At 52.6% G+C, this 26,150-nt stretch carries 20 protein-coding genes, 1 tRNA gene and 4 pseudogenes; 16 read left to right on the top strand and 9 right to left on the bottom strand.

Features of this window, described 5'->3' with window-relative positions; translation table 11 throughout:
* Positions 1–21: 21 nt before the first annotated feature.
* Entirely contained in the window at positions 22–663 is a 642-nt protein-coding gene (gene pyrE / locus HU143_RS00555) for an orotate phosphoribosyltransferase (RefSeq protein WP_000806167.1), read from the bottom strand.
* 78 nt (positions 664–741) lie between these two features.
* Complete coding sequence (gene rph / locus HU143_RS00550; protein WP_001247078.1) at positions 742–1,458, bottom strand: ribonuclease PH; 717 nt, start codon at positions 1,456–1,458, stop codon at positions 742–744.
* Positions 1,459–1,583: 125 nt separating this feature from the next.
* Between rph and HU143_RS00545 the strand changes: the two genes are divergently transcribed.
* Complete coding sequence (locus HU143_RS00545; RefSeq protein ID WP_000621352.1) at positions 1,584–2,447, top strand: YicC/YloC family endoribonuclease; 864 nt, start codon at positions 1,584–1,586, stop codon at positions 2,445–2,447.
* A gap of 49 nt (positions 2,448–2,496) precedes the next feature.
* Here HU143_RS00545 and HU143_RS00540 read toward each other — a convergent pair whose 3' ends face one another.
* Positions 2,497–3,399: a LysR family transcriptional regulator gene (locus HU143_RS00540; RefSeq protein ID WP_023227682.1), complete on the bottom strand. Its 903-nt coding sequence runs from the start codon at positions 3,397–3,399 to the stop codon at positions 2,497–2,499.
* Positions 3,400–3,472: 73 nt separating this feature from the next.
* On the opposite strand from HU143_RS00540, the gene HU143_RS00535 reads away from it, so the two are divergent.
* Together HU143_RS00535 and HU143_RS00530 are read left to right on the top strand one after the other, a co-directional pair.
* Positions 3,473–4,354: an HARLDQ motif MBL-fold protein gene (locus HU143_RS00535; protein WP_001082961.1), complete on the top strand. Its 882-nt coding sequence runs from the start codon at positions 3,473–3,475 to the stop codon at positions 4,352–4,354.
* A 250-nt stretch (positions 4,355–4,604) separates the two neighbouring features.
* Positions 4,605–5,222 (top strand): trimeric intracellular cation channel family protein, encoded by a 618-nt coding sequence (locus HU143_RS00530; protein WP_000924334.1) that lies wholly within the window; start codon positions 4,605–4,607, stop codon positions 5,220–5,222.
* On the opposite strand, the gene ligB is transcribed toward HU143_RS00530, so the two are convergent.
* Entirely contained in the window at positions 5,219–6,904 is a 1,686-nt protein-coding gene (gene ligB / locus HU143_RS00525; protein WP_023227683.1) for an NAD-dependent DNA ligase LigB, read from the bottom strand. The genes HU143_RS00530 and ligB overlap by 4 nt on opposite strands.
* 256 nt (positions 6,905–7,160) lie before the next feature.
* Here ligB and gmk point away from each other — a divergent pair, with 256 nt between their 5' ends.
* Genes gmk through recG form a run of 5 tightly spaced genes read left to right on the top strand, consistent with a single transcriptional unit; the run spans position 7,161 to position 13,025 of the window.
* Complete coding sequence (gene gmk / locus HU143_RS00520) at positions 7,161–7,784, top strand: guanylate kinase (RefSeq protein WP_000046966.1); 624 nt, start codon at positions 7,161–7,163, stop codon at positions 7,782–7,784.
* Between the two features lie 54 nt (positions 7,785–7,838).
* Positions 7,839–8,114 (top strand): DNA-directed RNA polymerase subunit omega, encoded by a 276-nt coding sequence (gene rpoZ / locus HU143_RS00515; RefSeq protein ID WP_000135058.1) that lies wholly within the window; start codon positions 7,839–7,841, stop codon positions 8,112–8,114.
* 18 nt (positions 8,115–8,132) lie between these two features.
* On the top strand, positions 8,133–10,244 hold the full coding sequence (spoT, locus tag HU143_RS00510) for a bifunctional GTP diphosphokinase/guanosine-3',5'-bis pyrophosphate 3'-pyrophosphohydrolase (protein ID WP_000280481.1): 2,112 nt from the start codon (positions 8,133–8,135) through the stop codon (positions 10,242–10,244).
* A 4-nt stretch (positions 10,245–10,248) separates the two neighbouring features.
* Positions 10,249–10,938, top strand: coding sequence for a tRNA (guanosine(18)-2'-O)-methyltransferase TrmH (trmH, locus tag HU143_RS00505; RefSeq protein WP_001068436.1), 690 nt, complete (start codon positions 10,249–10,251; stop codon positions 10,936–10,938).
* Between the two features lie 5 nt (positions 10,939–10,943).
* The gene (gene recG / locus HU143_RS00500) at positions 10,944–13,025 is read left to right on the top strand and encodes an ATP-dependent DNA helicase RecG (RefSeq protein WP_000016748.1); all 2,082 of its coding nucleotides are present in this window, start codon (positions 10,944–10,946) and stop codon (positions 13,023–13,025) included.
* Positions 13,026–13,060: 35 nt separating this feature from the next.
* On the opposite strand, the gene gltS is transcribed toward recG, so the two are convergent.
* Entirely contained in the window at positions 13,061–14,266 is a 1,206-nt protein-coding gene (gltS, locus tag HU143_RS00495; RefSeq protein ID WP_000462250.1) for a sodium/glutamate symporter, read from the bottom strand.
* A gap of 227 nt (positions 14,267–14,493) precedes the next feature.
* Between gltS and xanP the strand changes: the two genes are divergently transcribed.
* Together xanP and HU143_RS00485 are read left to right on the top strand one after the other, a co-directional pair.
* Entirely contained in the window at positions 14,494–15,885 is a 1,392-nt protein-coding gene (gene xanP, locus HU143_RS00490) for a xanthine/proton symporter XanP (RefSeq protein ID WP_000115428.1), read from the top strand.
* Positions 15,886–16,005: 120 nt separating this feature from the next.
* Entirely contained in the window at positions 16,006–17,715 is a 1,710-nt protein-coding gene (locus HU143_RS00485) for an AsmA family protein (protein WP_023227684.1), read from the top strand.
* Between the two features lie 102 nt (positions 17,716–17,817).
* Here the strand turns inward: HU143_RS00485 and yicI are convergent, their stop codons facing one another.
* Entirely contained in the window at positions 17,818–20,136 is a 2,319-nt protein-coding gene (gene yicI / locus HU143_RS00480) for an alpha-xylosidase (RefSeq protein WP_023227685.1), read from the bottom strand.
* Positions 20,137–20,147: 11 nt separating this feature from the next.
* Positions 20,148–21,530 (bottom strand): glycoside-pentoside-hexuronide family transporter, encoded by a 1,383-nt coding sequence (locus tag HU143_RS00475; protein WP_000834256.1) that lies wholly within the window; start codon positions 21,528–21,530, stop codon positions 20,148–20,150.
* Positions 21,531–21,817: 287 nt separating this feature from the next.
* Between HU143_RS00475 and HU143_RS00470 the strand changes: the two genes are divergently transcribed.
* Positions 21,818–21,912: transfer RNA gene (locus HU143_RS00470), tRNA-Sec, on the top strand.
* A gap of 317 nt (positions 21,913–22,229) precedes the next feature.
* On the opposite strand, the gene HU143_RS00465 is transcribed toward HU143_RS00470, so the two are convergent.
* Complete coding sequence (locus tag HU143_RS00465) at positions 22,230–22,574, bottom strand: hypothetical protein (protein WP_023227686.1); 345 nt, start codon at positions 22,572–22,574, stop codon at positions 22,230–22,232.
* A gap of 415 nt (positions 22,575–22,989) precedes the next feature.
* On the opposite strand from HU143_RS00465, the gene HU143_RS00460 reads away from it, so the two are divergent.
* The 4 genes and pseudogenes from HU143_RS00460 (at position 22,990) to rhuM (ending at position 25,011) form a co-directional block, all read left to right on the top strand.
* The gene (locus HU143_RS00460) at positions 22,990–23,115 is read left to right on the top strand and encodes a TA system toxin CbtA family protein (RefSeq protein WP_153644955.1); all 126 of its coding nucleotides are present in this window, start codon (positions 22,990–22,992) and stop codon (positions 23,113–23,115) included.
* 134 nt (positions 23,116–23,249) lie between these two features.
* Positions 23,250–23,747 (top strand): annotated as a pseudogene (locus tag HU143_RS00455) (AAA family ATPase); the annotation flags it as partial.
* Positions 23,740–23,892: pseudogene (locus tag HU143_RS00450) on the top strand (DUF4942 domain-containing protein); the annotation flags it as partial. The pseudogenes HU143_RS00455 and HU143_RS00450, both read left to right, overlap by 8 nt.
* Positions 23,893–23,979: 87 nt before the next feature.
* On the top strand, positions 23,980–25,011 hold the full coding sequence (gene rhuM / locus HU143_RS00445) for a virulence protein RhuM (protein ID WP_023227688.1): 1,032 nt from the start codon (positions 23,980–23,982) through the stop codon (positions 25,009–25,011).
* A gap of 159 nt (positions 25,012–25,170) precedes the next feature.
* On the opposite strand, the pseudogene HU143_RS00440 reads toward rhuM, so the two are convergent.
* Positions 25,171–25,302 (bottom strand): annotated as a pseudogene (locus HU143_RS00440) (transposase); the annotation flags it as partial.
* Positions 25,303–25,448: 146 nt separating this feature from the next.
* Between HU143_RS00440 and HU143_RS24365 the strand changes: the two are divergent.
* A pseudogene (locus HU143_RS24365) lies at positions 25,449–25,559 on the top strand (transposase); the annotation flags it as partial.
* Positions 25,560–26,150 lie beyond the last annotated feature (591 nt).

The raw sequence follows: 26,150 nt of genomic DNA, 5'->3' as shown, positions 1-26,150 counted from the left end.
AAGCGCCACCGGGCAATTCGCTTACACGCCAAATTCTTCCCGGTATGCTCGCACAGCCGCCAGATGCTCAGCCATATCAGGTTTTTCTTCCAGATAGGCAATCAGGTCTTTCAGCGTAATGATGGAGATAACCTTACAACCATAGTCGCGCTCCACTTCCTGAATCGCGGAAATCTCGCCGCGGCCACGTTCCTGACGATCCAGCGAAATCAGTACGCCAGCCAGCGTAGCCCCGTGCGCCTGAATAATCTCCATCGACTCGCGAATCGCCGTACCTGCGGTAATCACGTCATCCACCAGCATCACGCGGCCCTGTAGCGCGCTGCCCACCAGACTCCCGCCTTCGCCATGATCTTTTGCCTCTTTGCGGTTAAAGCAGTACGGCAGGTCTTTATCGTGATGTTCCGCCAGCGCAACCGCCGTCGTCGTCGCGATCGGAATACCTTTGTACGCGGGGCCAAACAGCAGATCAAATTCAATACCGGAATCCACCAGCGCTTCGGCATAAAAACGGCCTAACAACGCCAGGTCGCGCCCGGTATTAAACAGCCCGGCGTTGAAGAAATAGGGGCTTTTGCGCCCGGATTTCAGCGTAAACTCGCCAAACTTTAGTACCTGCTTGTTAAGCGCAAACTCAATAAACTGGCGCTGATACGGTTTCATGGATTCGCTCCTTTTCTTACTTTCATCATTTACGAAATTTACGGACAAAAAAAAGGCGACTTTTCAGTCGCCTTAAAATCAATTTTCTAACGCCGCCTTCTGCGTCGCCACAATGGATTCAATTCCCCCTCGGGCCAGCGCCAACAAAGTGAGAAGTTCTTCATGGCTGAACGGCTCGCCTTCCGCGGTACCCTGTACTTCAATAATGCGGCCGTCTTCAGTCATCACGACGTTCATGTCGGTTTCTGCGGCGGAATCTTCAACATATTCCAGATCGCAGATCGCTTCGCCGTTAACGATGCCTACGGAAACCGCCGCCACCATGCCTTTCATCGGGTTGGTTTTCAGCTTACCGTTGGCAACCAATTTATTCAGCGCATCCGCCAACGCCACGCAGGCACCGGTAATAGACGCTGTACGCGTACCGCCATCGGCCTGGATTACATCGCAGTCCAGCGTAATGGTAAATTCGCCGAGCGTTTTCAGATCGACCGCCGCACGCAGCGCACGCGCGATCAAACGCTGAATTTCCATAGTACGGCCGCCCTGCTTACCCTTTGCTGCTTCACGCGCATTACGGGTATGGGTAGCGCGAGGCAACATGCCATACTCTGCGGTGATCCACCCCTGGCCTTGTCCTTTCAGAAAACGTGGGACGCCTTCTTCAATGGAGGCGGTGCACAACACTTTGGTATCTCCAAATTCGACCAGTACCGAGCCTTCAGCGTGTTTTGTATAGTTACGGGTCAGGGTTACGGGACGCACCTGATTAGCGCTACGGCCTGCTGGACGCATATTGAGATCTCCGGCTTAAAACGAATGTGGCTGCGCATTATACGGACTTCCGATGGTTATTCCTATCCTGACAAGGCATGGATAGCTATAATCCCCTCATCTCTCCTTTAAAAACGGGAACATCTATGATCCGCAGTATGACCGCCTACGCCCGGCGTGAAATCAAGGGTGAATGGGGTAGCGCGACCTGGGAAATGCGCTCGGTAAACCAGCGTTATCTGGAAACTTACTTTCGTCTGCCGGAACAGTTCCGTAGTCTTGAACCCGTCGTGCGCGAACGCATTCGTACACGCCTGACGCGCGGCAAAGTCGAATGTATGCTGCGTTTTGAACCCGATGCCAGCGCGCAAGGCGAGCTTATTCTGAATGAAAAGCTCGCGAAACAATTAGTTAGCGCCGCAAACTGGGTCAAAATGCAGAGCGACGAAGGGGAAATCAATCCGGTTGATATTTTGCGCTGGCCAGGTGTCATGGCGGCGCAAGAGCAGGATCTGGACGCGATTGCCGCAGAAATTTTAGCCGCGCTGGACGGTACCCTGGATGACTTTATCGTCGCGCGCGAAACGGAAGGCCAGGCGCTGAAAGCGCTGATTGAACAACGTCTGGAAGGCGTCAGCGCCGAAGTAGCGAAAGTCCGCGCGCATATGCCGGAAATCCTGCAATGGCAGCGTGAACGCCTGGTCGCGAAGCTGGAAGATGCTCAGGTTCAGTTGGAAAACAACCGTCTGGAGCAAGAGCTGGTGATGATGGCGCAACGCATTGATGTGGCGGAAGAGCTGGATCGTCTGGAAGCGCACGTCAAAGAGACTTACAACATTCTGAAGAAAAAAGAGGCGGTAGGTCGCCGTCTGGACTTCATGATGCAAGAATTTAACCGTGAGTCGAACACCCTGGCCTCCAAATCCATCAACGCTGATGTAACTAACTCCGCTATTGAATTAAAAGTGTTGATCGAGCAAATGCGCGAGCAAATTCAGAATATTGAATAATTCTGGCGCTCAATATGTCACAGAGCCCGCCTTATGCGGGCTCTCGCGTTTATCGGTAGTACGTTTTTAATTTCCGGCGAATAGCGCCGATAAGGCGCCGCTTCCACTCTACCGTTGAAGCCCGATACTGCATAAAAATAGCGCCTTCCGCCTGCTCCCCGGCAAGCGGCAGGACAAAAAGACCGCGCTTATCGGATAAATTTTCATACCAGGGGCGCGGTACAATCGCCATTAGCGGCGCCGACTGGACAGCAGGCGCCAGTTGACTGTAATCATGACAAACAAACGCCAGCGGACGTTCAAACCCGGCACGAGCCTGCTGCCTGTCCAGTTCGTTGTTCTCTTTTGTCCACGGCAAACAGTAAATGTGTTGATAATGCTGTAGATCAGCAAAATTCAACGCTGTGGCATTCTCCAGACGTGAACGCAATGGCGCGCCATAAACCGCGATCAAACGCGTCGTCCCCACCCGCTCGTAATGCAGAGCGCTTACCTGCTTTTGATGGTCGCCAATTGCCAGCACCAAATCAACCGAGCTATCCAACAGTTCATCACGCCAGGGTCGGCGGGCAAAAGGAAGGCACTCGATCACCGCCTGATGAAGATGACCTTTCTCTGCGAGAACGGGCGTAAGCAGCGCGTTCAATGCGGGAGGAAGTACCACCCGGAAACAACGGGAGCCGTTCTCTTTATCGCCAAACAGCTCCTCATTAAGCGAAACAAACACAGGCGCCAATTTGTCACGCAGCGCCTGCGCATAAGGCGTAGCAATCTGGCGGTTCCCTTCCCGTCGAAACAACGGATCGTTTAGCGCATCGCGCAATCTCATTAGCGCATGACTTACCGCAGAAGGCGACAAAGCCAGCTTTTGCGCCGTTTTCCCCGTAGAGCTCGTCTCCAGCAGCACATACAGTACTTTTAACAGGTTCATATCCATTTGCAGCAAGTTCATTAAACGTCTCTCTTATTGAACCTGGCTAAATTACTGCCAGGTATACTGCGGGCGCTTCAATCAGGAGAACATTATGAATCGCTATGCATTATTCTTTGTATGTATATTTTCAACATCAGCACTTCCTGCCATGGCGGCATTAGATCCTTCACAACCGTTATCACCCGCGCCTCCGTTATCACTGTTTAAAGCGTGGGCTAAGCCTATAAAGCCGTTTCAAATCACAGAAGGCGTGTGGTATGTCGGCACGGAAAATCTCTCTTCTATTCTGCTGACCACTCCGGCAGGGCATATTCTTATTGATGCGGGGTTGGATGAAAGCGCACCGCAAATTAAAGCGAATATTGAAGCGGCAGGATTCCGCCTCACAGACGTGCGCTATCTGTTGAATAGCCATGCGCGGCTGGATCAAGCGGGGGGCATGGCACGTTTGAAAGCGTGGAGCGGCGCACAATTGGTCGCCAGCCAACCCAACGCCGATCAGATGGCGAGGGGTGGACGACAGGATTTTGCGCTTGGCGATGCGCTCCCCTTTCCGCCCGTCACCACCGATAAAATTATCCACAACCAGGAAAGCATCAGCCTCGGAGGGATAACCGTGACAGCACTATTCACGCCTGGACATCTGCCCGGCTCAACTTCCTGGCGCGTAACGCTCCGCAACGGCAAGACGCTAATTTACGCTGACAGTCTCGCCACGCCCGACTATCTGCTGATTAACAACAAAAATTACCCTGACCTGGTTACTGATATTCAGGGTAGCTTTAAGACACTGGCCGCCCAGCATGTTGATATCTTTATTGCCAATAAAGGTGACCGCTTCGGGCTACTGGAGAAACGACAGCAACTTCGTAACGGCGATACACAGGCATTCTTTGATTCCAATGGCTTGCAACAGTATGTGGAACGCTCGCGCCAGCGCTTCATCACACAACTTACCGCACAGCAGCCATAATGAAATAACTCACCGGCGGCGCGTCCAGGGCGCCGTTCTTTTAAATTATCTAAGTCAAAACAGAAAAACCTCGCATACAATAAACCACAAAAATGATGTTCAATTTATTGATATTTATAATAAATAATTATTAATTATAAATTTAAAATCATTACTAAAATTTATTAATCGTGTAATGCCTTAGAAAATCTCAATCGTGATACAGCGCACAAATCGTTAATCTTCGCCCCCAGTAAATTAGGGGGAAATCATGCTGTTGCACGTTCTTTATTTAATTGGCATCACTGCCGAGGCCATGACGGGCGCACTCGCTGCGGGTCGTCGTCGCATGGATACATTCGGCGTAATTATTATTGCTACCGCCACCGCCATTGGTGGAGGCTCGGTTCGCGACATTCTGCTCGGTCACTATCCGCTGGGTTGGGTGAAGCATCCCGAATATGTCATTATTGTGGCGACTGCCGCTGTATTGACCACCATTGTTGCCCCCGTCATGCCCTATTTACGCAAGCTTTTCCTGGTACTTGACGCGCTGGGGTTGGTGGTTTTCTCTATTATTGGCGCTCAGATAGCCCTTGATATGGGCGAAGGGCCAATTATCGCCGTGGTAGCCGCCGTCACTACCGGCGTCTTTGGCGGCGTGCTCCGCGATATGTTCTGCAAACGCATTCCACTGGTGTTTCAAAAAGAGCTATATGCCGGCATTTCGTTCGCCTCGGCGGTGCTCTATATTGCGCTGCAACATTACGTCATGAATCCGGATGTCGTCGTTATCTCTACGCTACTGTTTGGCTTTACAGCAAGGTTATTAGCGCTACGTCTTAAACTTGGCCTGCCGGTATTTTATTACCGCCATGAAGGGCACTAAGACCCAAATCCGGGAATATGCTGAGCAGCCAGCCATCTGCTCAGCGCTTTGATCTGCAGATTATTCCGCCAGTCGATGACTCTCCCGGCACGACGCTCGCCCGTCGCTGGTAACTGCCGCCAGTGTTGCTCTGTTCGCATTAATAACTGCTCCCATGAACGATCGCCGCTGGCCTGTAATGCGGCCTGCGTTAAGGGGATATCCATCGCCATGATCCAGCGGGTAAACGGCTGCCGGCGCGCCAGGTTAAATTGCCGCCATATCTGCTCGCTTTTTCCTTTAGCAAAGCCTGGCGTGTTGGCTATTTGCGCTGACGTCAGGGTAAGCCAGGAGAAGATATGCTCAAAGCGATGCGTCTGATGCAAGGCCCGCCAGCTGGCTTCACCCATTCCGTCCAGACCCAACGCCGACCGTGACCCCAGCCATATCAGCCTGGAGATAAACTGTTCCTGACACGTTGCCGACGCGTAAAAGCAGGTCAGCGAGTTGAAATGGCTATCAGGCGGCACAGGCTTACTCCGTTCACGACTCCGCCAGACGACCTCATCAAGCCGGGGAATGCCTTGCCCCGCCAGACTCACCAGGATCTGATCGCCCGGCGCGATATCCCACGCTTCCCAACGTTTCACAGAACCGATATTGACCCGCTGAACCCGCTTATCATCCAATATAACGGGGACAAGCGACGCTACTACGGTAATTTTGCCGCTTTTCCCCACCGAGAACTGAATAGCGCTCACTTGCGCGACCTGCGCTACTGGCGGATATTTCCATGCTGCCAGCCAGTCGCCCTGCCCGGGTCGCCAGTATTGTGACGCGGGCTCTTTAGCCATGCGTATCACTACGCCATCCGTCACAAAGGGCAACGCTGACGTCAGCCATGACTGGCGCGCCCGCTCGACCTCGCTGGCATCTTTTACCACCAGGGAATATTTCTTCGTCAGACTGAATCCAGCCTTAGCAAGTTGGCTTAATCTTTCGGGCATATTTGCCGGACCGTCCGGCCACGCCCAAATAAAAATACCCAACGAATTTAGCGCGGAGGCGTTATCCTGGCGCATTAACATTCCTGCGACTTTCGAGCGCGCATTCATCCCGCCCATCCGTTGCTGGATATGTCCCTCGCGCTGTAGAAAGATTTCGCCCTGCAACACCGCGTTAGCAAGCGCGCCTTGTGTTGACTGCGGTATAGAGGGGATCAGGCGAATTTTTGGCGTCCAGTCCTCGCCTTGTAGTCCGTTACCCCGGCTGATAGCCCTGGCCAGTTTACCGTTTTGATAAACCAGCGTTACCGCTACACCATCCACTTTTGGTTGTACCCAAAGCTCGCTGCGCCCGCGCATCCACTGTTCTACCGCCTGTCGGCCCGCGAGTTTACGTACGCCCGTGTGCGCAACAGGGTGCATTGTTGTACCGTTTAACGGCGGTGAAACCGGAGTAGATGAAACATCCTGACCAACACAGCGTTGCCACTGAACCAGCCTTGCGCTGAGTTGGTCGTACACACTATCGTCAACCGCGCTAACCCCTTGTTTCCAGTAGATGTCATTCCAGTCAGCGAGCTGTTGCTGTAAACGGGTGATTTCTTCAGCGGCCCTTGCTGGCGGCCAGGCCGGGCAAAGCGCCCCACTCTGCGAATGCCACAATAAAATTCCCCACGCCATACTTTTCCATAATCTCATCACAACCTCCTGCGCACATTGCCCGGCAGGTATAGCGCTTTAGTGAATAAAAACCGACAGGTAAAAATGCACCATCCGAGCCGCTTTCCAGATTTTTTGGTGGGTTGCTGCAACGACGCGATAAAAGCGGAAAAAGGGACGCAAAATGCAATAATCTGGCGCAAAAAGTGTGACAAAGACTACGTCGCATAACGGCGATGTGTATAATAAGCCCGTATCAAGGCTCTATTTCGATAATCACAGACGTAAGATACTCATGGCTCAAGGTACGCTTTATATTGTTTCTGCCCCCAGTGGCGCGGGTAAATCCAGCCTGATTCAGGCTTTATTAAAAACCCAACCGTTGTATGACACTCAGGTTTCCGTTTCACATACCACGCGCGCGCCGCGTCCGGGTGAAGTGCACGGTGAGCACTATTTCTTTGTAAATCATGATGAGTTTAAAACCATGATTGGCAGGGAGGCGTTTCTGGAGCACGCGGAAGTGTTTGGCAATTACTACGGCACTTCGCGCGAAACCATTGAGCAAGTGCTGGCAACCGGCGTTGATGTTTTTCTGGATATCGACTGGCAGGGCGCCCAGCAAATTCGCGAAAAGATGCCGCAAGCACGCAGCATTTTTATTTTGCCGCCGTCAAAGATCGAATTGGATCGCCGTTTACGCGGCCGCGGGCAAGATAGCGAAGAAGTCATTGCCAAACGAATGGCGCAAGCGGTTGCAGAAATGAGCCATTACGCCGAATATGATTATCTTATTGTGAATGACGACTTTGATACCGCGTTAAGCGACTTGAAAACCATCATTCGCGCTGAACGTCTGCGTATGAGCCGCCAAAAGCAGCGTCATGACGCTTTAATCAGCAAATTGTTGGCAGACTGAACCCACTTTCAGTATCATGCCCAGTCATTTCTTCACCTGTGGAGCATTTTAAGTATGGCACGCGTAACTGTTCAGGACGCTGTAGAGAAAATTGGTAACCGTTTTGACCTGGTACTGGTCGCCGCGCGTCGCGCTCGTCAGATGCAGGTAGGCGGAAAGGATCCGCTGGTACCGGAAGAAAACGATAAAACTACCGTTATCGCGCTGCGCGAAATCGAAGAAGGTCTGATTAACAACCAGATCCTCGACGTCCGCGAGCGCCAGGAACAGCAAGAGCAGGAAGCCGCTGAATTACAAGCCGTTACCGCTATTGCTGAAGGTCGTCGTTAATCACAAAGCGGGTCGCCCTTGTATCTGTTTGAAAGCCTGAATCAACTGATTCAAACCTACCTGCCGGAAGACCAGATTAAGCGTCTTCGGCAGGCGTATCTCGTTGCACGTGACGCTCACGAGGGCCAGACACGTTCAAGCGGTGAACCCTATATCACGCACCCGGTGGCGGTGGCCTGTATTCTGGCCGAGATGAAACTCGACTACGAAACGCTGATGGCCGCTCTGCTGCATGACGTGATTGAAGATACCCCCGCCACCTATCAGGACATGGAACAGCTTTTCGGTAAAAGCGTTGCCGAGCTGGTAGAGGGGGTGTCGAAACTTGATAAGCTCAAGTTTCGCGATAAGAAAGAGGCGCAGGCCGAAAACTTTCGCAAAATGATTATGGCGATGGTGCAGGATATCCGCGTCATCCTCATTAAGCTTGCTGACCGTACCCATAACATGCGCACGCTGGGCTCGTTACGCCCGGATAAACGTCGTCGTATTGCCCGTGAAACGCTGGAAATCTACAGTCCTCTGGCGCACCGTTTAGGTATTCATCACATCAAAACCGAGCTGGAAGAGCTGGGTTTTGAAGCGCTGTATCCCAATCGTTACCGCGTCATCAAAGAAGTGGTAAAAGCGGCGCGCGGCAACCGTAAGGAGATGATCCAAAAAATCCTCTCTGAAATCGAAGGACGTTTGCAAGAGGCGGGAATTCCGTGTCGCGTTAGCGGTCGCGAAAAACATCTTTACTCGATCTACTGCAAAATGGTGCTCAAAGAGCAGCGTTTTCACTCGATCATGGACATTTACGCTTTCCGCGTCATCGTTCATGACTCCGATACCTGCTATCGCGTACTCGGCCAGATGCACAGTCTCTATAAGCCGCGTCCGGGACGGGTGAAAGACTATATTGCCATTCCCAAAGCGAACGGCTATCAGTCTTTGCACACCTCAATGATCGGCCCGCACGGCGTTCCTGTTGAAGTCCAGATCCGTACCGAAGACATGGATCAGATGGCGGAAATGGGGGTTGCGGCGCACTGGGCATATAAAGAACACGGTGAGACCAGCACCACGGCGCAGATCCGCGCCCAGCGCTGGATGCAGAGCCTGCTGGAGCTACAACAGAGCGCCGGTAGTTCGTTTGAATTTATCGAAAGCGTAAAATCCGATCTCTTCCCGGATGAGATTTACGTTTTCACCCCGGAAGGGCGCATTGTCGAACTGCCCGCTGGCGCTACGCCGGTGGATTTTGCCTATGCAGTGCATACTGACATCGGCCACGCCTGCGTCGGCGCGCGTGTTGACCGGCAGCCTTATCCGCTGTCGCAGCCGCTTAGCAGCGGTCAGACCGTCGAAATTATTACCGCGCCGGGCGCGCGTCCCAACGCCGCCTGGCTGAACTTTGTCGTCAGCTCTAAAGCGCGCGCTAAAATTCGTCAGTTGCTGAAAAACCTCAAACGTGATGACTCCGTAAGCCTGGGCCGTCGCCTGCTTAACCATGCTTTAGGCGGCAGTCGTAAGCTGGCGGAAATTCCGCAGGAAAATATTCAGCGCGAGTTGGATCGTATGAAGCTGGCAACGCTTGACGATCTGCTGGCGGAAATCGGTCTCGGCAACGCGATGAGCGTAGTGGTCGCGAAAAATCTGCAGCAAGGCGAAGCCGTGGTGCCGACCGTTGCGCAATCGAATCACGGCCACCTGCCGATTAAAGGCGCGGATGGCGTGCTTATCACCTTTGCGAAGTGTTGTCGTCCGATCCCAGGCGACCCGATCATCGCTCACGTCAGCCCAGGTAAAGGACTGGTGATCCACCATGAATCCTGCCGTAATATCCGTGGATACCAGAAAGAGCCAGAGAAATTTATGGCGGTCGAATGGGACAAAGAGACGGAGCAGGAATTCATTACCGAAATCAAGGTGGAAATGTTTAACCATCAGGGCGCGCTGGCTAACCTGACGGCGGCGATTAATACCACCACCTCCAATATTCAAAGCCTGAATACTGAAGAGAAAGATGGTCGCGTCTATAGTACCTTTATTCGCCTTACCGCACGCGATCGCGTACATCTGGCGAATATCATGCGCAAAATCCGCGTGATGCCAGACGTCATTAAAGTCACCCGTAACCGAAACTAGCGCTATGAATCCAAAACGTTATGCGCGTATATGCGAAATGCTCGCCAGGCGTCAGCCTGATCTCACGGTCTGCATGGAGCAAGTCCACAAACCTCATAACGTTTCTGCAATCATTCGTACCGCAGATGCCGTTGGCGTCCATGAAGTCCATGCCATCTGGCCAGGTAGCCGGATGCGCACCATGGCTTCTGCGGCGGCGGGCAGCAACAGTTGGGTACAGGTGAAAACTCACCGTACCATTGGCGATGCGGTAGCCCATTTGAAAGGACGGGGAATGCAGATTCTGGCAACCCATCTTTCTGATAAGGCCGTAGACTTTCGCGAGATTGATTACACGCGCCCGACCTGTATTCTGATGGGTCAGGAGAAAACCGGTATTACTCAGGAAGCATTAGACCTGGCGGATCGGGATATCATCATTCCTATGATCGGCATGGTACAGTCGCTGAATGTTTCCGTCGCCTCCGCGCTCATTCTTTATGAAGCCCAGCGCCAGCGACAGAACGCGGGCATGTATCTGCGTGAAAATAGTATGCTGCCGGAAGATGAACAGCAGCGCCTGCTGTTTGAGGGTGGTTATCCGGTGCTGGCGAAAGTCGCTAAACGTAAAGGTCTGCCTTATCCTCGCGTCAATCAGCAGGGCGAAATCGACGCCGATGCTGACTGGTGGGCGACGATGCAGGCGGCAGGGTAATCACCATGTCAGGCCGCTTGTTAGACGCTGTTCCGCTCAATTCCCTGACAGGCGTCGGCGCAGCGCAAAGCAGTAAACTGGCGAAAATTGGCCTGCACACCGTGCAGGACCTCCTGCTCCACCTCCCTCTGCGTTACGAAGACCGCACCCATCTCTACCCCATTGGCGAACTGCTGCCTGGCATCTACGCCACCGTTGAAGGTGAAGTGCTGAACTGCAATATCACTTTCGGCGGTCGCCGGATGATGACCTGCCAGATTAGCGACGGTTCCGGCATTCTTACCATGCGCTTTTTCAATTTTAACGCGGCGATGAAAAACAGCCTGGCGACGGGACGACGTGTGCTGGCCTACGGGGAAGCGAAGCGCGGCAAGTATGGCGCAGAGATGATCCATCCGGAATATCGCCTGCAGGGCGATCTCAGCACGCCGGAACTTCAGGAAACGCTCACCCCCGTCTATCCGACCACCGAGGGCGTGAAGCAAGCGACACTGCGCAAGCTTACCGATCAGGCGCTGGAGTTGCTCGACACCTGCGCCATTGCCGAACTACTGCCGCCGGAACTGGCGCAGGGTATGATGAGCCTGCCGGAGGCGCTACGTACCTTGCATCGCCCGCCGCCGACGCTCCAGCTCGCCGATTTAGAAACCGGCAAACACCCGGCACAGCGGCGGCTTATTCTTGAAGAGCTACTGGCGCATAATCTCAGTATGCTGGCGCTTCGCGCAGGCGCGCAGCGCTATCACGCTCAGCCGCTAAGTACCAACAACATATTGAAAGACAAGCTGCTGGCGTCGTTGCCGTTTAAACCCACCAGCGCACAGGCGCGGGTGGTAGCAGAGATCGAACGTGATATGGCGCTGGATGTGCCGATGATGCGTCTGGTTCAGGGCGACGTCGGCTCAGGGAAAACGCTGGTTGCGGCGCTTGCCGCCTTGCGCGCTATTGCCCACGGTAAGCAGGTCGCGTTGATGGCACCGACCGAACTGCTGGCTGAACAGCACGCAAATAATTTCCGCAACTGGTTCGAACCGTTGGGCGTTGAAGTGGGTTGGCTGGCCGGTAAGCAAAAAGGTAAAGCGCGTCAGGCGCAGCAAGAGGCTATTGCCAGCGGTCAGGTGCAGATGATTGTCGGCACCCACGCTATCTTCCAGGAACAGGTGCAGTTTAACGGGCTGGCGCTGGTCATTATCGATGAGCAGCACCGCTTTGGCGTCCACCAGCGGCTGGCATTGTGGGAAAAAGGCCAGCAGCAGGGCTTTCATCCGCATCAGTTGATTATGACCGCAACGCCCATTCCTCGCACCCTGGCGATGACTGCCTACGCCGATCTCGATACCTCGGTGATTGACGAGCTACCGCCGGGCCGTACCCCTGTCACTACCGTTGCGATTCCGGATACCCGTCGCCATGAAATCATTGATCGTGTGCGCAACGCCTGCACAACCGAAGGCCGTCAGGCCTACTGGGTCTGTACGCTGATTGAAGAATCTGACCTGCTGGAAGCGCAGGCGGCGGAAGCCACCTGGGAGGAGCTCAAGCTGGCGTTACCGGAGTTGAATATCGGCCTGGTACACGGCCGCATGAAGCCCGCCGAAAAACAGGCGGTGATGCAGGCCTTTAAGCAGGGTGAACTGCATCTGCTGGTCGCCACTACGGTGATTGAGGTGGGGGTCGATGTTCCTAACGCCAGCCTGATGATTATTGAAAACCCTGAGCGACTGGGCCTGGCGCAATTACACCAGCTCAGAGGGCGCGTTGGCCGTGGCGCGGTCGCGTCGCACTGCGTGCTGCTCTATAAATCGCCGTTGTCGAAAACGGCGCAGAAGCGTTTACAGGTATTGCGCGACAGCAACGACGGCTTTGTGATTGCACAAAAAGATTTAGAGATTCGCGGCCCGGGGGAATTACTGGGCACGCGCCAGACGGGTAACGCCGAATTTAAAGTAGCTGATTTGCTGCGCGATCAAGCCATGATCCCCGAAGTTCAGCGTATTGCCCGTCATATTCACGAACGTTATCCGCAGCAGGCACAAGCGCTGATTGAGCGCTGGATGCCGGAAACCGAACGTTATTCCAACGCCTAGTGAGCACGGCGGCTTTAATGCCGCCGTACAAACCCTTATTGCGCGAAAATCGGTAACATCAGGTACAGCTTAATCACCAGCGCATTGACGATATCGATAAAGAACGCGCCGACCATTGGCACCACCAGGAACGCCATATGCGAGGGGCCAAAACGGTCGGTAATCGCCTGCATATTAGCAATGGCGGTCGGCGTTGCGCCCAGGCCAAAACCACAGTGACCCGCCGCCAGCACCGCCGCATCGTAGTTTTTCCCCATCATGCGCCAGGTGACGAAGATCGCGTACAGCGCCATGAAGATGGTCTGTACCACCAGAATCGCCAGCATCGGCAGCGCCAGCGACGCCAGTTCCCACAGCTTCAGGCTCATCAGCGCCATTGCCAGGAACAGTGACAGACTCACGTTCCCCAGCACCGAAACAGCACGCTCAAATACGCGATAAAAACCCACCAGCGCCAGGCCATTGCTGAGGATCACCCCAACAAATAGCACACAAACGAAGACCGGCAGTTCAAGCACCGTTCCCGCCAGTAGCTGCGCTACGATTTTGCCCACGGTCAGACAGATAGCAATCAGGGCGATAGTTTCGATTAGCACCAGAGAGGTGATCATACGGCCCACATCCGGCTTTTCAAAGGCTGTCGGCACGGCCTGATCATCAGGCATTCCATCCGGCGTGGTGGAGTGTTTCACCAGATAACGCGCTACCGGGCCGCCAATCAACCCGCCCAGCACCAGGCCAAAGGTTGCACATGCCATCGCAACTTCGGTAGCATTGGCAAAACCATAACGTTCGACAAACAGTTTACTCCACGCCGCACCGGTACCGTGTCCGCCGGACAGCGTAATTGACCCGGCAATCAGCCCCATTAACGGGTCCAGCCCCAACAGACTCGCCATGCCGATACCGATGGCATTCTGCATCAGCAGTAATCCGACCACGACGACCAGGAAGACGCCAACAACGCGTCCTCCCTTGCGCAGGCTGGCAAGGTTAGCGTTAAGGCCGATCGTCGCGAAAAACGCCAGCATCAACGGATCGCGCAGGGTCATATCAAAGTTGACCTCCCAACCGACGCTTTTTTTCAGCACCAGCAGCGCAACCGCGACCAGTAACCCCCCTGCTACCGGTTCCGGAATCGTATATTTCTTCAATAAGGAGACAGACTGGACCAGCTTGCGACCCAGTAGCAGCACCAGCGTGGCGGCGACAAGGGTCGATAAGGTATCGAGTTCAAACATTTAAAGCTCCTGTAATGCGCTGTGACATGTGCGCACAAATCATTTCCTGAGTCAGTTTTTTAGCTCTTTGCGAGTCTTCGGCATGGATTTTAAGCAGAAAAAGGCAAAAAGTTATATAAAAAGGTGCATTTATCTTTTTTAAATATTAAGAATATTCGCTCGCAATCGTTTGCTTTTACCACCTGGTCAGATAAAATCACCGCTTTTCCACCACGAGAATGTCCCTGATGTCCGTTAACGCCATCGAGCCGGCAGATGCGCAACCGGTTGCGCAGACGCAAAACAGCGAATTAATTTACCGTCTTGAAGATCGACCGCCGCTCCCTCAAACCCTTTTTGCCGCTTGTCAGCATCTGCTGGCTATGTTTGTCGCGGTAATCACGCCAGCGCTGTTAATCTGCCAGGCGTTGGGTTTACCGGCGCAGGATACGCAGCACATTATCAGCATGTCGCTGTTCGCCTCCGGCGTAGCCTCTATTATTCAAATCAAAGCGTGGGGGCCGGTAGGATCGGGGCTGTTATCCATCCAGGGAACCAGTTTTAACTTTGTCGCCCCGCTGATTATGGGCGGTACCGCGCTGAAAACCGGCGGCGCGGACGTCCCGACGATGATGGCGGCGCTGTTCGGCACGCTGATGCTGGCAAGCTGCACCGAGATGGTGCTTTCTCGCATTCTACATCTGGCGCGCCGGATTATCACGCCGTTAGTCTCCGGCGTAGTGGTGATGATTATTGGCCTGTCGCTGATTCAGGTGGGGCTAACTTCCATCGGCGGCGGCTATGCCGCCATGAGCGACAACACCTTTGGCGCACCGAAAAACCTGTTACTGGCCGGCGTCGTCCTGGCCATTATCATCCTGCTGAATCGGCAACGTAATCCCTACCTGCGCGTGGCTTCTTTGGTTATTGCCATGGCGGCAGGCTATCTTTTGGCCTGGTTTATGGGCATGTTGCCTGAGAATAACGCGCCGGTCTCGCAGGACATCCTGATGGTGCCGACCCCGCTGTATTATGGTCTGGGCATTGACTGGAACCTGTTACTGCCGTTGATGCTGGTCTTTATGATTACGTCGCTGGAGACCATCGGAGACATCACCGCCACCTCTGATGTCTCCGAGCAGCCGGTATCCGGCCCCTTGTACATGAAACGGCTAAAGGGCGGCGTACTGGCTAACGGCCTGAACTCATTTGTTTCAGCGGTATTTAATACGTTCCCGAATTCCTGTTTCGGTCAGAACAACGGCGTCATTCAGTTGACCGGCGTCGCCAGTCGCTATGTGGGATTTGTCGTCGCGCTGATGCTGATTGTGCTCGGCCTGTTCCCGGCGGTAAGCGGTTTTGTGCAGCATATCCCGGAACCGGTGCTCGGCGGCGCCACGTTAGTGATGTTCGGCACCATTGCCGCCTCCGGGGTGCGTATTGTCTCGCGTGAGCCGCTGAACCGCCGCGCGATTCTGATTATCGCCCTGTCGCTGGCCGTGGGTCTTGGCGTCTCGCAACAGCCGCAGATCCTGCAGTTCGCGCCGGAATGGGTGAAAAATCTGCTCTCATCCGGAATTGCCGCTGGCGGCATCACGGCTATCGTGCTGAACCTGATTCTCCCGCCGGAAAAACCGTAAAAACCCTGCGGCGGCGACACGATTCGCCGCTGCTGTAACGCTCTTTCACCATTCCTGTCTTGAGGATTGCACGCAAATCGTGCATAAATCCCCTATGTGCATTTCACGGGATGGAAGACCATGAAATTGATTGGGAGGTTGCTTCTCTACGTGCTGATCGCCTGTTTAGTGGTGATTTTCGGCTTTTATTTTCTGCTGCAAACGCGCTGGGGCGCAGATCATGTCAGCAACTGGATATCAGAGAACAGCGGTTATCACCTCACATTCGACGTGATGGATCATCGTTTTTCCGCCCCATCCCATCTTTTACTGGAGAATGTGACCTTTGGTCGTGATGGTCAGCCTGCTACCCTGGTCGCGAAAACCGTAGATATCGGTCTGAGCATTCGCCAGTTAACCGCGCCGCTGCATGTCGACACGATTCTGTTACAGGACGGCACGCTGAATATTTCAGTGCAAACCGCCCCTTTCCCGTTTGAGGCCGACCGCCTGCAACTTCGCAATATGGCGCTCAATAGTCCCGGTAGCGAATGGCGGTTGAGCGCCCAGCGCGTTAACGGCGGCGTTATGCCATGGCGCCCCGAAGCCGGTCGGGTATTGGGTAATAAAGCCCAGATCCAACTGAGCGCCGGTTCGCTGACGTTAAACGACGTTCCCGCCACTAATGTGCTTATTGAAGGCAGTATCGACCATAATCAGGTGATGTTAAACACCGTCGGCGCCGATATGGCGCGCGGAGCGTTAACCGGTGTCGCCCGGCGTAACGCTGACGGTAGTTGGGTCGTTGAAAATCTGCGGCTGAATGATATTCGGTTACAAAGCGATAAATCCCTGAGCGAGTTTTTCGCGCCGCTTACTACGGTTCCATCTTTGCAGATTGGTCGTCTTGAAGTGACGGACTCCAGCCTGCAAGGACCAGACTGGGCTGTCACCGATCTTGACCTGAGTTTGCGCAATCTGACTCTGCGCAAAGAAGACTGGCAAAGTCAGGAAGGTAAATTATCGATGAACGCCAGCGAGTTTATTTACGGCTCGCTGCACTTGCTCGATCCAATCCTGAACGCCGAATTTTCACCACAGGGCGTTGCGCTACGCCAGTTCACCACCCGCTGGGAAGGCGGTATGGTCAGAACCTCCGGCGCCTGGTTACGCGAGAGCAAAGCGCTGATTCTGGATGATACCGCTATCGCCGGGCTGGAGTATACGCTGCCGGAAAACTGGAAGCAGTTATGGATGAAGCCGTTGCCCGACTGGCTGAACAGCCTGACGCTGAAAAAATTCAGCGCCAGCCGCAATCTGGTGATCGATATCGACCCGACCTTCCCGTGGCAAATCACCGCTCTGGACGGCTACGGCGCAAATCTGGAGCTGGTACAACATCATCAATGGGGCGTCTGGAGCGGCAATGCGACCCTCAACGCCGCAGCGGCAACCTTTAACCGTGTGGACGTGCGCCGCCCGTCGCTGTCGTTGACGGCGAATGCCAGCACGGTCAACATCAGCGATCTGAGCGCGTTTACTGGAAAAGGGATACTGGAAGCCACTGCCAGCGTATCGCAACTGCCGCAGCGTCAGACGCAAATCAGCCTGAACGGACGCGGCGTACCAATGGATGTGCTACAGCAGTGGGGCTGGCCGGCATTACCGATTGCTGGCGATGGCAATATTCAGCTCACGGCCAGCGGCAATATTCAGGCCGATGCGCCGTTGAAACCGACGGTAAACGGGCAATTACACGCGGTCAACGCACAAAAGCAGCAGATAACGCAAACGATGCAAGCGGGTGTGGTGTCCGGCGGGGAAGTTACGTCAACGGAGCCAGCGCTGTAATTGAGGGCTTGCCCGGTGGCGATGGCGCTTACCGGGCTTACGGTTCTTGCTCATTTGTAGGCTGGATAAGCGCAGCTCACAGCGCCATCCGGCGATTCAGATTTAAAGCGTAATCACCACTTCATGTCCCTGCGGGGTGACCACTACGCCCAGTTCACTTCCCGCATATGAACCGCATTTGGTACCGCTAATCTGCGTAATATTACGCAGACACAGCGTCCAGTTGCGCGCCTCGCCTTCGCCGCTCACCGTAATGGTATTGCCTGTGCGTTTCGCCTGCAGCGTAAAGATTGTCGAACCATCCGTAGCAGGGACTTCGCAGACCGCTTCGCAGCCGTCATCCAGATGGAATAACTGGAAGGCCGTACCCTCATGCCAGGCGTAATCGGGCTTCTGGCTATTGTTGCCCAGCGCCAGTAGTGTATTGTCACGCACGTACACTGGCAGGCTCAGGAAGTCATGCTGCTGTTTATGCCAGCGGCTGCCCTGCACTTCATCGTTGCGCCACAGGTGCGTCCAGCGGCCTTCTGGCAGGTAGAACTCCACGTCGCCCGCTTCACTAAATACCGGCGCTACCATGACCGCATCTCCCAGCATGTACTGGCGATCAAGATAATCACACGCCGGATCGTCCGGAAACTCCAGCATCATCGCCCGCATCATTGGCGTACCGGCTTCGTTGGCGCGCGCCGCTTCCCGATACAGATACGGCATCATCCGGCACTTCTGTTCGGTGAAGAAGCGCACCACGTCACAGGACTCGTCGTCATAGGCCCACGGAACCCGGTAGGATTTGCTACCGTGCAGGCGGCTGTGGCTGGAGAGCAAGCCGAATGCGCACCAACGCTTGTAGACATGCGCCGGCGCGGTATTCTCGAATCCGCCAATATCATGACTCCAGAAGCCAAACCCTGACAGGCCGATGGACAGCCCGCCGCGCAGGCTTTCCGCCATCGATTCGTAGTTGGCGTAGCAGTCGCCGCCCCAGTGCACCGGGAACTGTTGCGCGCCCACCGAGGCGGAACGGGCGAACAGCACCGCCTCTTCAACGCCGACGGTCTCTTTCAGCACGTTCCACACCAGTTCGTTGTAGATGTAGGCATAATGGTTGTGCATTTTCTGTGGATCTGAACCATCAAACCACTGCACATCCGTTGGAATGCGTTCGCCGAAGTCAGTTTTGAAGCAGTCCACTCCCATCTCCACCAGGCCCTTCAGCTTGTCGGCATACCATTCGCAGGCTTGCGGGTTGGTGAAGTCATAAATCGCCAGTCCCGGCTGCCATTTATCCCACTGCCACAAGGAGCCGTCCGGGCGTTTTAGCAAATATCCTTTCTCTTTTAGCTCCTGGAAGACCGGGGATTTCTGGCCGATGTAGGGGTTAATCCACACGCAGACTTTCAGCCCTTTCGCTTTCAGACGGCGAATCATCCCTTTCGGATCGGGGAAAGTCACCGGGTCCCATTCAAAATCGCACCACTGAAAAGCTTTCATCCAGAAACAGTCGAAGTGGAAGACGTGCAGCGGCAGATTGCGCTCGGCCATACCGTCGATAAAGCTGTTAACGGTCGCTTCGTCGTAGTTGGTGGTGAATGAGGTGGTCAGCCACAGGCCAAACGACCAGGCGGGCGGCAGCGCCGGACGACCCGTAAATTGGGTATAGCGGTTCAGCACGTCTTTCGGGGTCGGGCCGTCGATGACGAAGTATTCCAGATACTCGCTCTCAACGCTGAACTGAACTTTGGAGACTTTCTCGGAGCCAATTTCAAACGACACGCACTGCGGATGATTCACCAGTACACCGTAGCCACGGTTGGTGATATAGAACGGGATATTCTTGTACGATTGCTCGGTGCTGGTGCCGCCGTCGCGGTTCCAGGTCTCCACCGTCTGACCGTTACGCACCAGCGCGGTAAAGCGCTCGCCCAGCCCGTAGACGGTTTCGCCCACGCCGAGATCCAGACGCTCGAACATGTAGTTGCGCCCGCTATTGGTGTCCTGCACATAGCCGTTATTTTTCACCTGACTACCGGTGATACGTACACCGTTGCGCAGAAAATCCAGAGACCAGAGCTCGCCTTTGGTGACGCGCACGCTCAGGCTGCCGCTCTTGAGTTCGGCAAATTCAGCGTTGTTCTGCATCTCTACGTTGATATCTTGCAAGACATTGAGTGGGTAATGTGGGCCGTTATCCAAAGCGCCCTGGAAGTGTTCCATCCGTACACCTATCACTCCTTCCTGCGGCGAGAAAAAGCGCAGGGTAAACAACGGGGTATCCAGTTGCCAGGTTCGTTCGCGGACATCGCGCGGCGCGGCATAGATCACCATCTCATTCCCGTGCTGTTCAACGTCGAACACCTGAACCGGGTGAATCAAATTAAGGCCAGGCTGGATCAGCCAGTTTCCGTCGCTAATTTTCATAGTCTGTTCCTTTAGTTTTGCAATTCTTTATGGGTAAATTCTTGTTCGTTGCGGTGTGCGCCCTGCGCCAGTTGTTCCAGAATGGTTTTCAGGAACGGGCTTTTCAGGGTGTAGTAGCGTTTAGCGATCGCGGCGCTCAGCAGATAACAGATGGCCGGAACGATAGTGAACAGAGCGATGATGATGCTGATCGTGGCGCTGTTTTGCGTTTTCGCCGCCGCGTCGTAACCGCCGCCTGCCAGCATCCAGCCAATCAGCGCCCCGCCGAGGGCAAGACCCAGTTTCAGCACGAACAACGTGCCGGCAAAACTGATCCCCGTCAGGCGTTTGCCGTTACACCATTCGCCGTAGTCGACGGTGTCAGACATCATCACCCACTGGATAGGCGTGACTAACTGGTGCAATACGCCAATCACAAAGATAAAGACGAACATAGCGATCGTGGCGTGCATCGGTACGAAGAACATCGCCACGCTGATTACTGCGAGTAAAGCATTGGTCCAACAAAAAACGCTCACTTTGCATTTCCAGTCGGTCAACGGTTTTGCCAGCGCCGAGCCAATCAGGTTGCCGACGCAATAGGTGGTGAGGAAGGCGACAAACACGCCCGGTTTGCCCAATATCCAGGTGACGTAATACATCATCGCCCCGCCGCGCACGCATACCGCCAGAATATTCAGGATGGTGAGCAGGCCGACTATGCGCCACTGGTCGTTGTGCCAGATATCACGCAGGTCTTCACGCATGGAGGTATGGGTGGCAGGCGCTTCAACGCGCTCTTTGGTGGTAAAGAAGCAGAACGCCAGCATCAGGAACGCCACCACCGAGAGCGCCGCGATACCCCCCTGGAAGCCCAGCGCCTTATTCTCGCCGCCAATCAGTTTCACCAGAGGCATCATCAGTACGGTAGAAAGCATTCCGCCCGCCGTTGCCAGCACAAAGCGCCAGGATTGCAGGGAGATACGCTGCGTTGGGTCATTGGTTATTACCCCCCCCAACGCGCAGTAAGGGATGTTGACCACAGTGTACAGAAGGGTGAGCAACGTGTAGGTGATGGCGGCATAAATCATTTTGCCGTTCAGACTGAGATCCGGCGTGCTATAAGCCAGCACACAAACGATACCAAACGGCAACGCGCCAAACAGCACCCAGGGTCGGAATTTGCCCCAGCGAGAGCGGGTACGGTCGGCCAGCAGGCCCATGCAAGGGTCGGAGATGGCATCAAGCGCACGCGCCAGTAAAAACATGGTGCCGACAAAACCAGCGGGAATGCCGAAAATATCGGTATAGAAGAACATCATATATAACATTACGTTATCAAAGATGATGTGGCTCGCGGCATCGCCCATACCATAACCAATCTTCTCCTTAACGGAGAGAATCTCACTTTTCATTACGCATCCTTAACGCTCACAACGCTCACTGATACCGGTTACAGTTTTTGTAAACCTTCCCTGCGAGCGTGAATATTCCGTTATTTAGTTATCAAATTACGATTCTTGTTTTCTGTGATCAGGGTAGCGTCAAAAAGTGTGATGAAATGTAACTAATGGATTTTATGGGGGTTTATATGAAACCGGTCATGGCAGAAGGAAAGGGAAGTTAAAAAAGCACGGGAGGGGATGTGGAAACGCCAGGAAGTAGCTATAATGCGCGCGCCTCCATGTAGCAATCGAGGCGCGGAAGATCGTCGTCTCCGGTGAGGCGGCTGGACTTCAAATCCAGTTGGGGCCGCCAGCGGTCCCGGGCAGGTTCGACTCCTGTGATCTTCCGCCAAAATCCTTCTCTTATGCCCACCATTCGTCCTCTATTTCGGGACAAAGTATTTGCTTATTATTAAGACTAGTTCTTGCATATAATGTGAAAGGAAAGGTTGAGAGAGAAAATGGAATATTATTTTATTAATCACCATTTACCGATTGCTAAAACCGAACGTCCATTTATTGTGGGATATCGTCCGCAAAGAAGGGATAAAAGTACGTCAGGACTAACGCGGGCGGGACTTAACTAATCACCAAACGAACTTGTAGGTCATACTTACAGATTCAACCTTTCTCAAAAGAAATAACGCTTACCAGGCCAAAATTATGAGATCAACGTATAGAGCCATCCGGATAAAGATACATGCCTCCCTCCAGATACACGGGTTCTCCTTCTTCTACCGCTAAATTATGATATAACGATTGCATTTCATCATCTGCACTTTCTTCCTTTTGGTTTTCAACTCGATAATAGGTATCTACATCATAGTTCTGTTTACGGAGATCGTCGTCGCTGTATACGCCAAGCCGTTTTTTTAAGCCTGTTATATTAAATATCCATTTTAACCCATCTTTAATATAATAGGCATCACCATAAGCATTTTCATCGGGGCATTCTTTATAGCCCATCCGCAATGCAACATCACAGCCATGCTTACCAACATCTTTATAACTCATATCCCCCCCAATATGTTGCTTCAATATCCCGGATAAAATTCATAACGAAAACCTATCCTGATAACCTATGCCACATGGAGGATAGAATTTAAACTAAAGTACGCGTTATATTATCCCCTAAATCCGTATCAAGTATGCGTATTCTGTAAGGTAGTAATATGTTCTAATTTATTAATGTGAGTTATATATGAAGAGATTATTTACAGCGATGATTATCGTTTTTATTACCGTCACGGCATCATCCAGTGCGCTTGCCTGCCCAAAGGGTCAACACCCACATGGGGGTACAGGCTCACATCATAAGGGTGGATGGTGTTCATACGAGCAGTAACGTCGCAGCTTACTCATCTACTTGAAGGCACTATAGCCTTACGTTTATCAACGCAGGCGCTACGTTTGTCGATGCCATAACTTTCTGAAGAAAAAACATGAACGAGTTGGTATCGATCGCAAAGAATATGGTTACCAGCAACAGTCACCTTGTCTCCAGGCTGTCGATATTCTACGGACACGACAGGAAAGGATTTTATTAATTCCTTAGAAAAACCATTTTAATCAACAGGATAAATAGTTAAAACGTGATAAAAGGCGTAACCTTTGCCCGCTTAAAGCGGGCAATATTGCAGGCAAGAGATGTTATTATACTAAAACATAAAAACAGGTGAGGCTGGTGTAATGAGAATCGACAAACTTTCACTGCTTAACTTTCGTTGCTTCAGACAGCTCGATATTACTTTTGATGAGCACATTACGATTCTGGTTGCACCGAATGGCGCGGGCAAGACGACAGTGCTGGATGCGATACGCCTGGCGCTGTTTCCCTTTATTCGTGGTTTTGATGCCAGCCTCTACGTAAAAGATAAATCGCTGGCGATCCGTACAGAAGATGTACGTCTGGTTTTCCGCCCCGAAGCGCTGAACATGGAAATGTCGTCTCCGGTCATGATTACGGCTACCGGGGAATGGGAAAGTGGAAAAACGGCAACCTGGATGCTCGACAAGCGAGGAGAACAGCCGCCGCATGAAGATACGATGGCAGCCCGATTTACCCGCTGGGGTGAGTAGCTTCAAAAACTGGTTCGTAATGAGGAACATAAACAGCCTGTTGATCTCCCGCTCATGCTTTATCTTGGCACGGCAAGATTATGGTATCAGGAGCGCTACGAATCACAGAGGGCAGGTCTTTGAAGACGATATGTTCACCATCCGCTACTTTCAGAAGGGCAGCGGACATATCACATTTAAGCGTCTGGATCTGGTGGAGAAGATGAATGATATCGTGGCGAAGCATTATCCGGGGGCGCTGCCCGCAAAATAAACGCTATCTGCGTAATAAGCTTCACCAGGAATTTCTGGCATACTAGGCAGATTACGGCATTGCGAGTCAGATATAAGCGGAGGCGGCATGGCAGACAAATACTTAACCCAATCCCCGGCAGGCGAATTTGTTATGTTTGCCAGCGATGACGGTGAAGTTCGTGTGGAGTGCCGCTTTGAGCAAGAGACGCTATGGCTCCCTCAGGCAACCATCGCCAACCTTTATCAGATCACTCCCCAGGCAGTTACACAGCACATTAAAGCGATCTATGAAGAAGGCGAACTTGAGCAAAACGCAACCTGTAAGTCTTACTTACAAGTTCAACAGGAAGGTAGCCGTCAGGTAAGCCGCAACAGGCTTCACTACAGCCTGCCTGTCATCCTTGCTGTCGGCTACCGCGTTCGCTCCCCGCGCGGCACACAGTTCCGCCAGTGGGCAACCCAGACGCTCCAGGAATACCTGATCAAAGGTTTTGTGATGGACGATGAGCGGCTGAAAAATCCGCCCGTGGGTTCATCGGCTGTACCCGACTATTTTGATGAGATGCTGGAGCGTATCCGCGATATTCGCGCCAGCGAGCGTCGGGTTTATTTGCGGGTACGAGAGATCTTTGCGTTAGCCGCCGACTATCAACCATCGCTCAAAGAAACCACGCAATTTTTTCAAACCATCCAGAACAAGTTGCATTTTGCCTGTACCGGACATACCGCTGCTGAACTCATTCATCAGCGTGCTGACGCCAGCCAGCCGCATATGGGGCTAACCAGCTATAAAGGTGAAGAGGTACGTAAGGGTGACGTGACGGTGGCAAAAAATTATCTCACTCAAGATGAAGTCAGCGAGCTTAACCGCGTAGTTAACATGTGGCTGGATTTTGCCGAGGATCAGGCCCGTCGTCGTCAGCAGGTCTTTTTACGCGACTGGCAGGATAAGCTGGATCAGTTCCTGCAATTTAACGACCGTGAGGTTTTACAAGGCGCAGGTAAAGTCAGTAAGAAAATGGCCGATGAAAAAGCGCAGGCGGAATATAGTCAGTTTGCTGAACAACAACGGCGCTTAAAAGAAGCCGAAGGTGAGAAGGATATCGCCGGTTTGCTACAATGGAAAACAGAACCTTAAAAGTAGCTCAAAATGCCCAGAACCCCACAAGCAAAATCATTTGGGGGCACAATAGTGGGCACCAGTAAAAATCCAACAAGATAAAAATCAATAAATTCAACAGGCCAAGATATCAAATTAGACTCCTGTGATTGCATGATACCGTCGTGAATATGGCGGCTTTATCCAGGCGTAAAGACTGTGGGTAGTAATATCAAGACGTGTTGCGACGCTGGAAACAGAATGGCCGCGCTCAATAACCTGTTTTACCGCTTTAATTATAAACTCTTCGGGATAACGTTTACCGCTCATGGGCTCCTCTCTTTAAGCCATCTTAAATGACTCTGCGGTGTCTGTTAAACCTGTGGCGATTCATTTAATTTTTTGTACGTATTCCACATAATCGTGCTATTCACATTTAGAGATCACGTCATCGATCTGCTGACGAAGGAATCTCTATGCATAAAGCCCGTCTCACTGAGCATCAGAACATCGCCGTAATTAAGTTGGTCGAAGCCGGACGAACGGTTAAAGATATCTGCCAGGAGGCGGATATTTGTGAAGTGACTGACGACATCTATAGACATTAGGTTTGACCACATCCTGTTTCTCACTAATGTGCCCCGGGAAAGAGTTTTCATCAGATGAGCGATTGAAAAGAGAAGCCAGAAGCTGAAGTTGCTTCGACCAATAAGTCTGTCACTTGCTCAGACTGTCACGATCAGAATTAAGTCAGATCAACTTATTGGCAAGGTATGACTCCCGGCGTTAAGTTACAAGATTTTCTCATGGCATTAGCATTACACCCCCTTAAAGTTTACATGCGTCTCTATAAAATAGTCTTAAATTTGTATATAAGAAGTTGATGAGAGCACAAACTTCACCATTAAGTCATTGAATAACAATGCAATAAAAGAAAAAATCTTAAATTAGGTTTTAATAATAAGAATTCATTACAGGTTTACAGGATTTACTTTTATATTTCATCACATCACCCCGATAGTGACAAAGGCAGCAGACAGATGGTATTGAGAACCGTTATTTATCACTCTCATGATTTAGCAAATAGTGCTGTTTTAAGATTTTTTATGATATTGGAGATACTGTATAAAAATCTCAATGCGTGAAATACAAATCCGAAATGATGTATTACGACTGTC

Origin of the sequence: Salmonella sp. SJTUF14076 (assembly GCF_015534835.1) — a bacterium.
GTDB lineage: Bacteria > Pseudomonadota > Gammaproteobacteria > Enterobacterales > Enterobacteriaceae > Salmonella > Salmonella enterica.
This window is presented reverse-complemented; position numbering and strand designations above follow the sequence as displayed.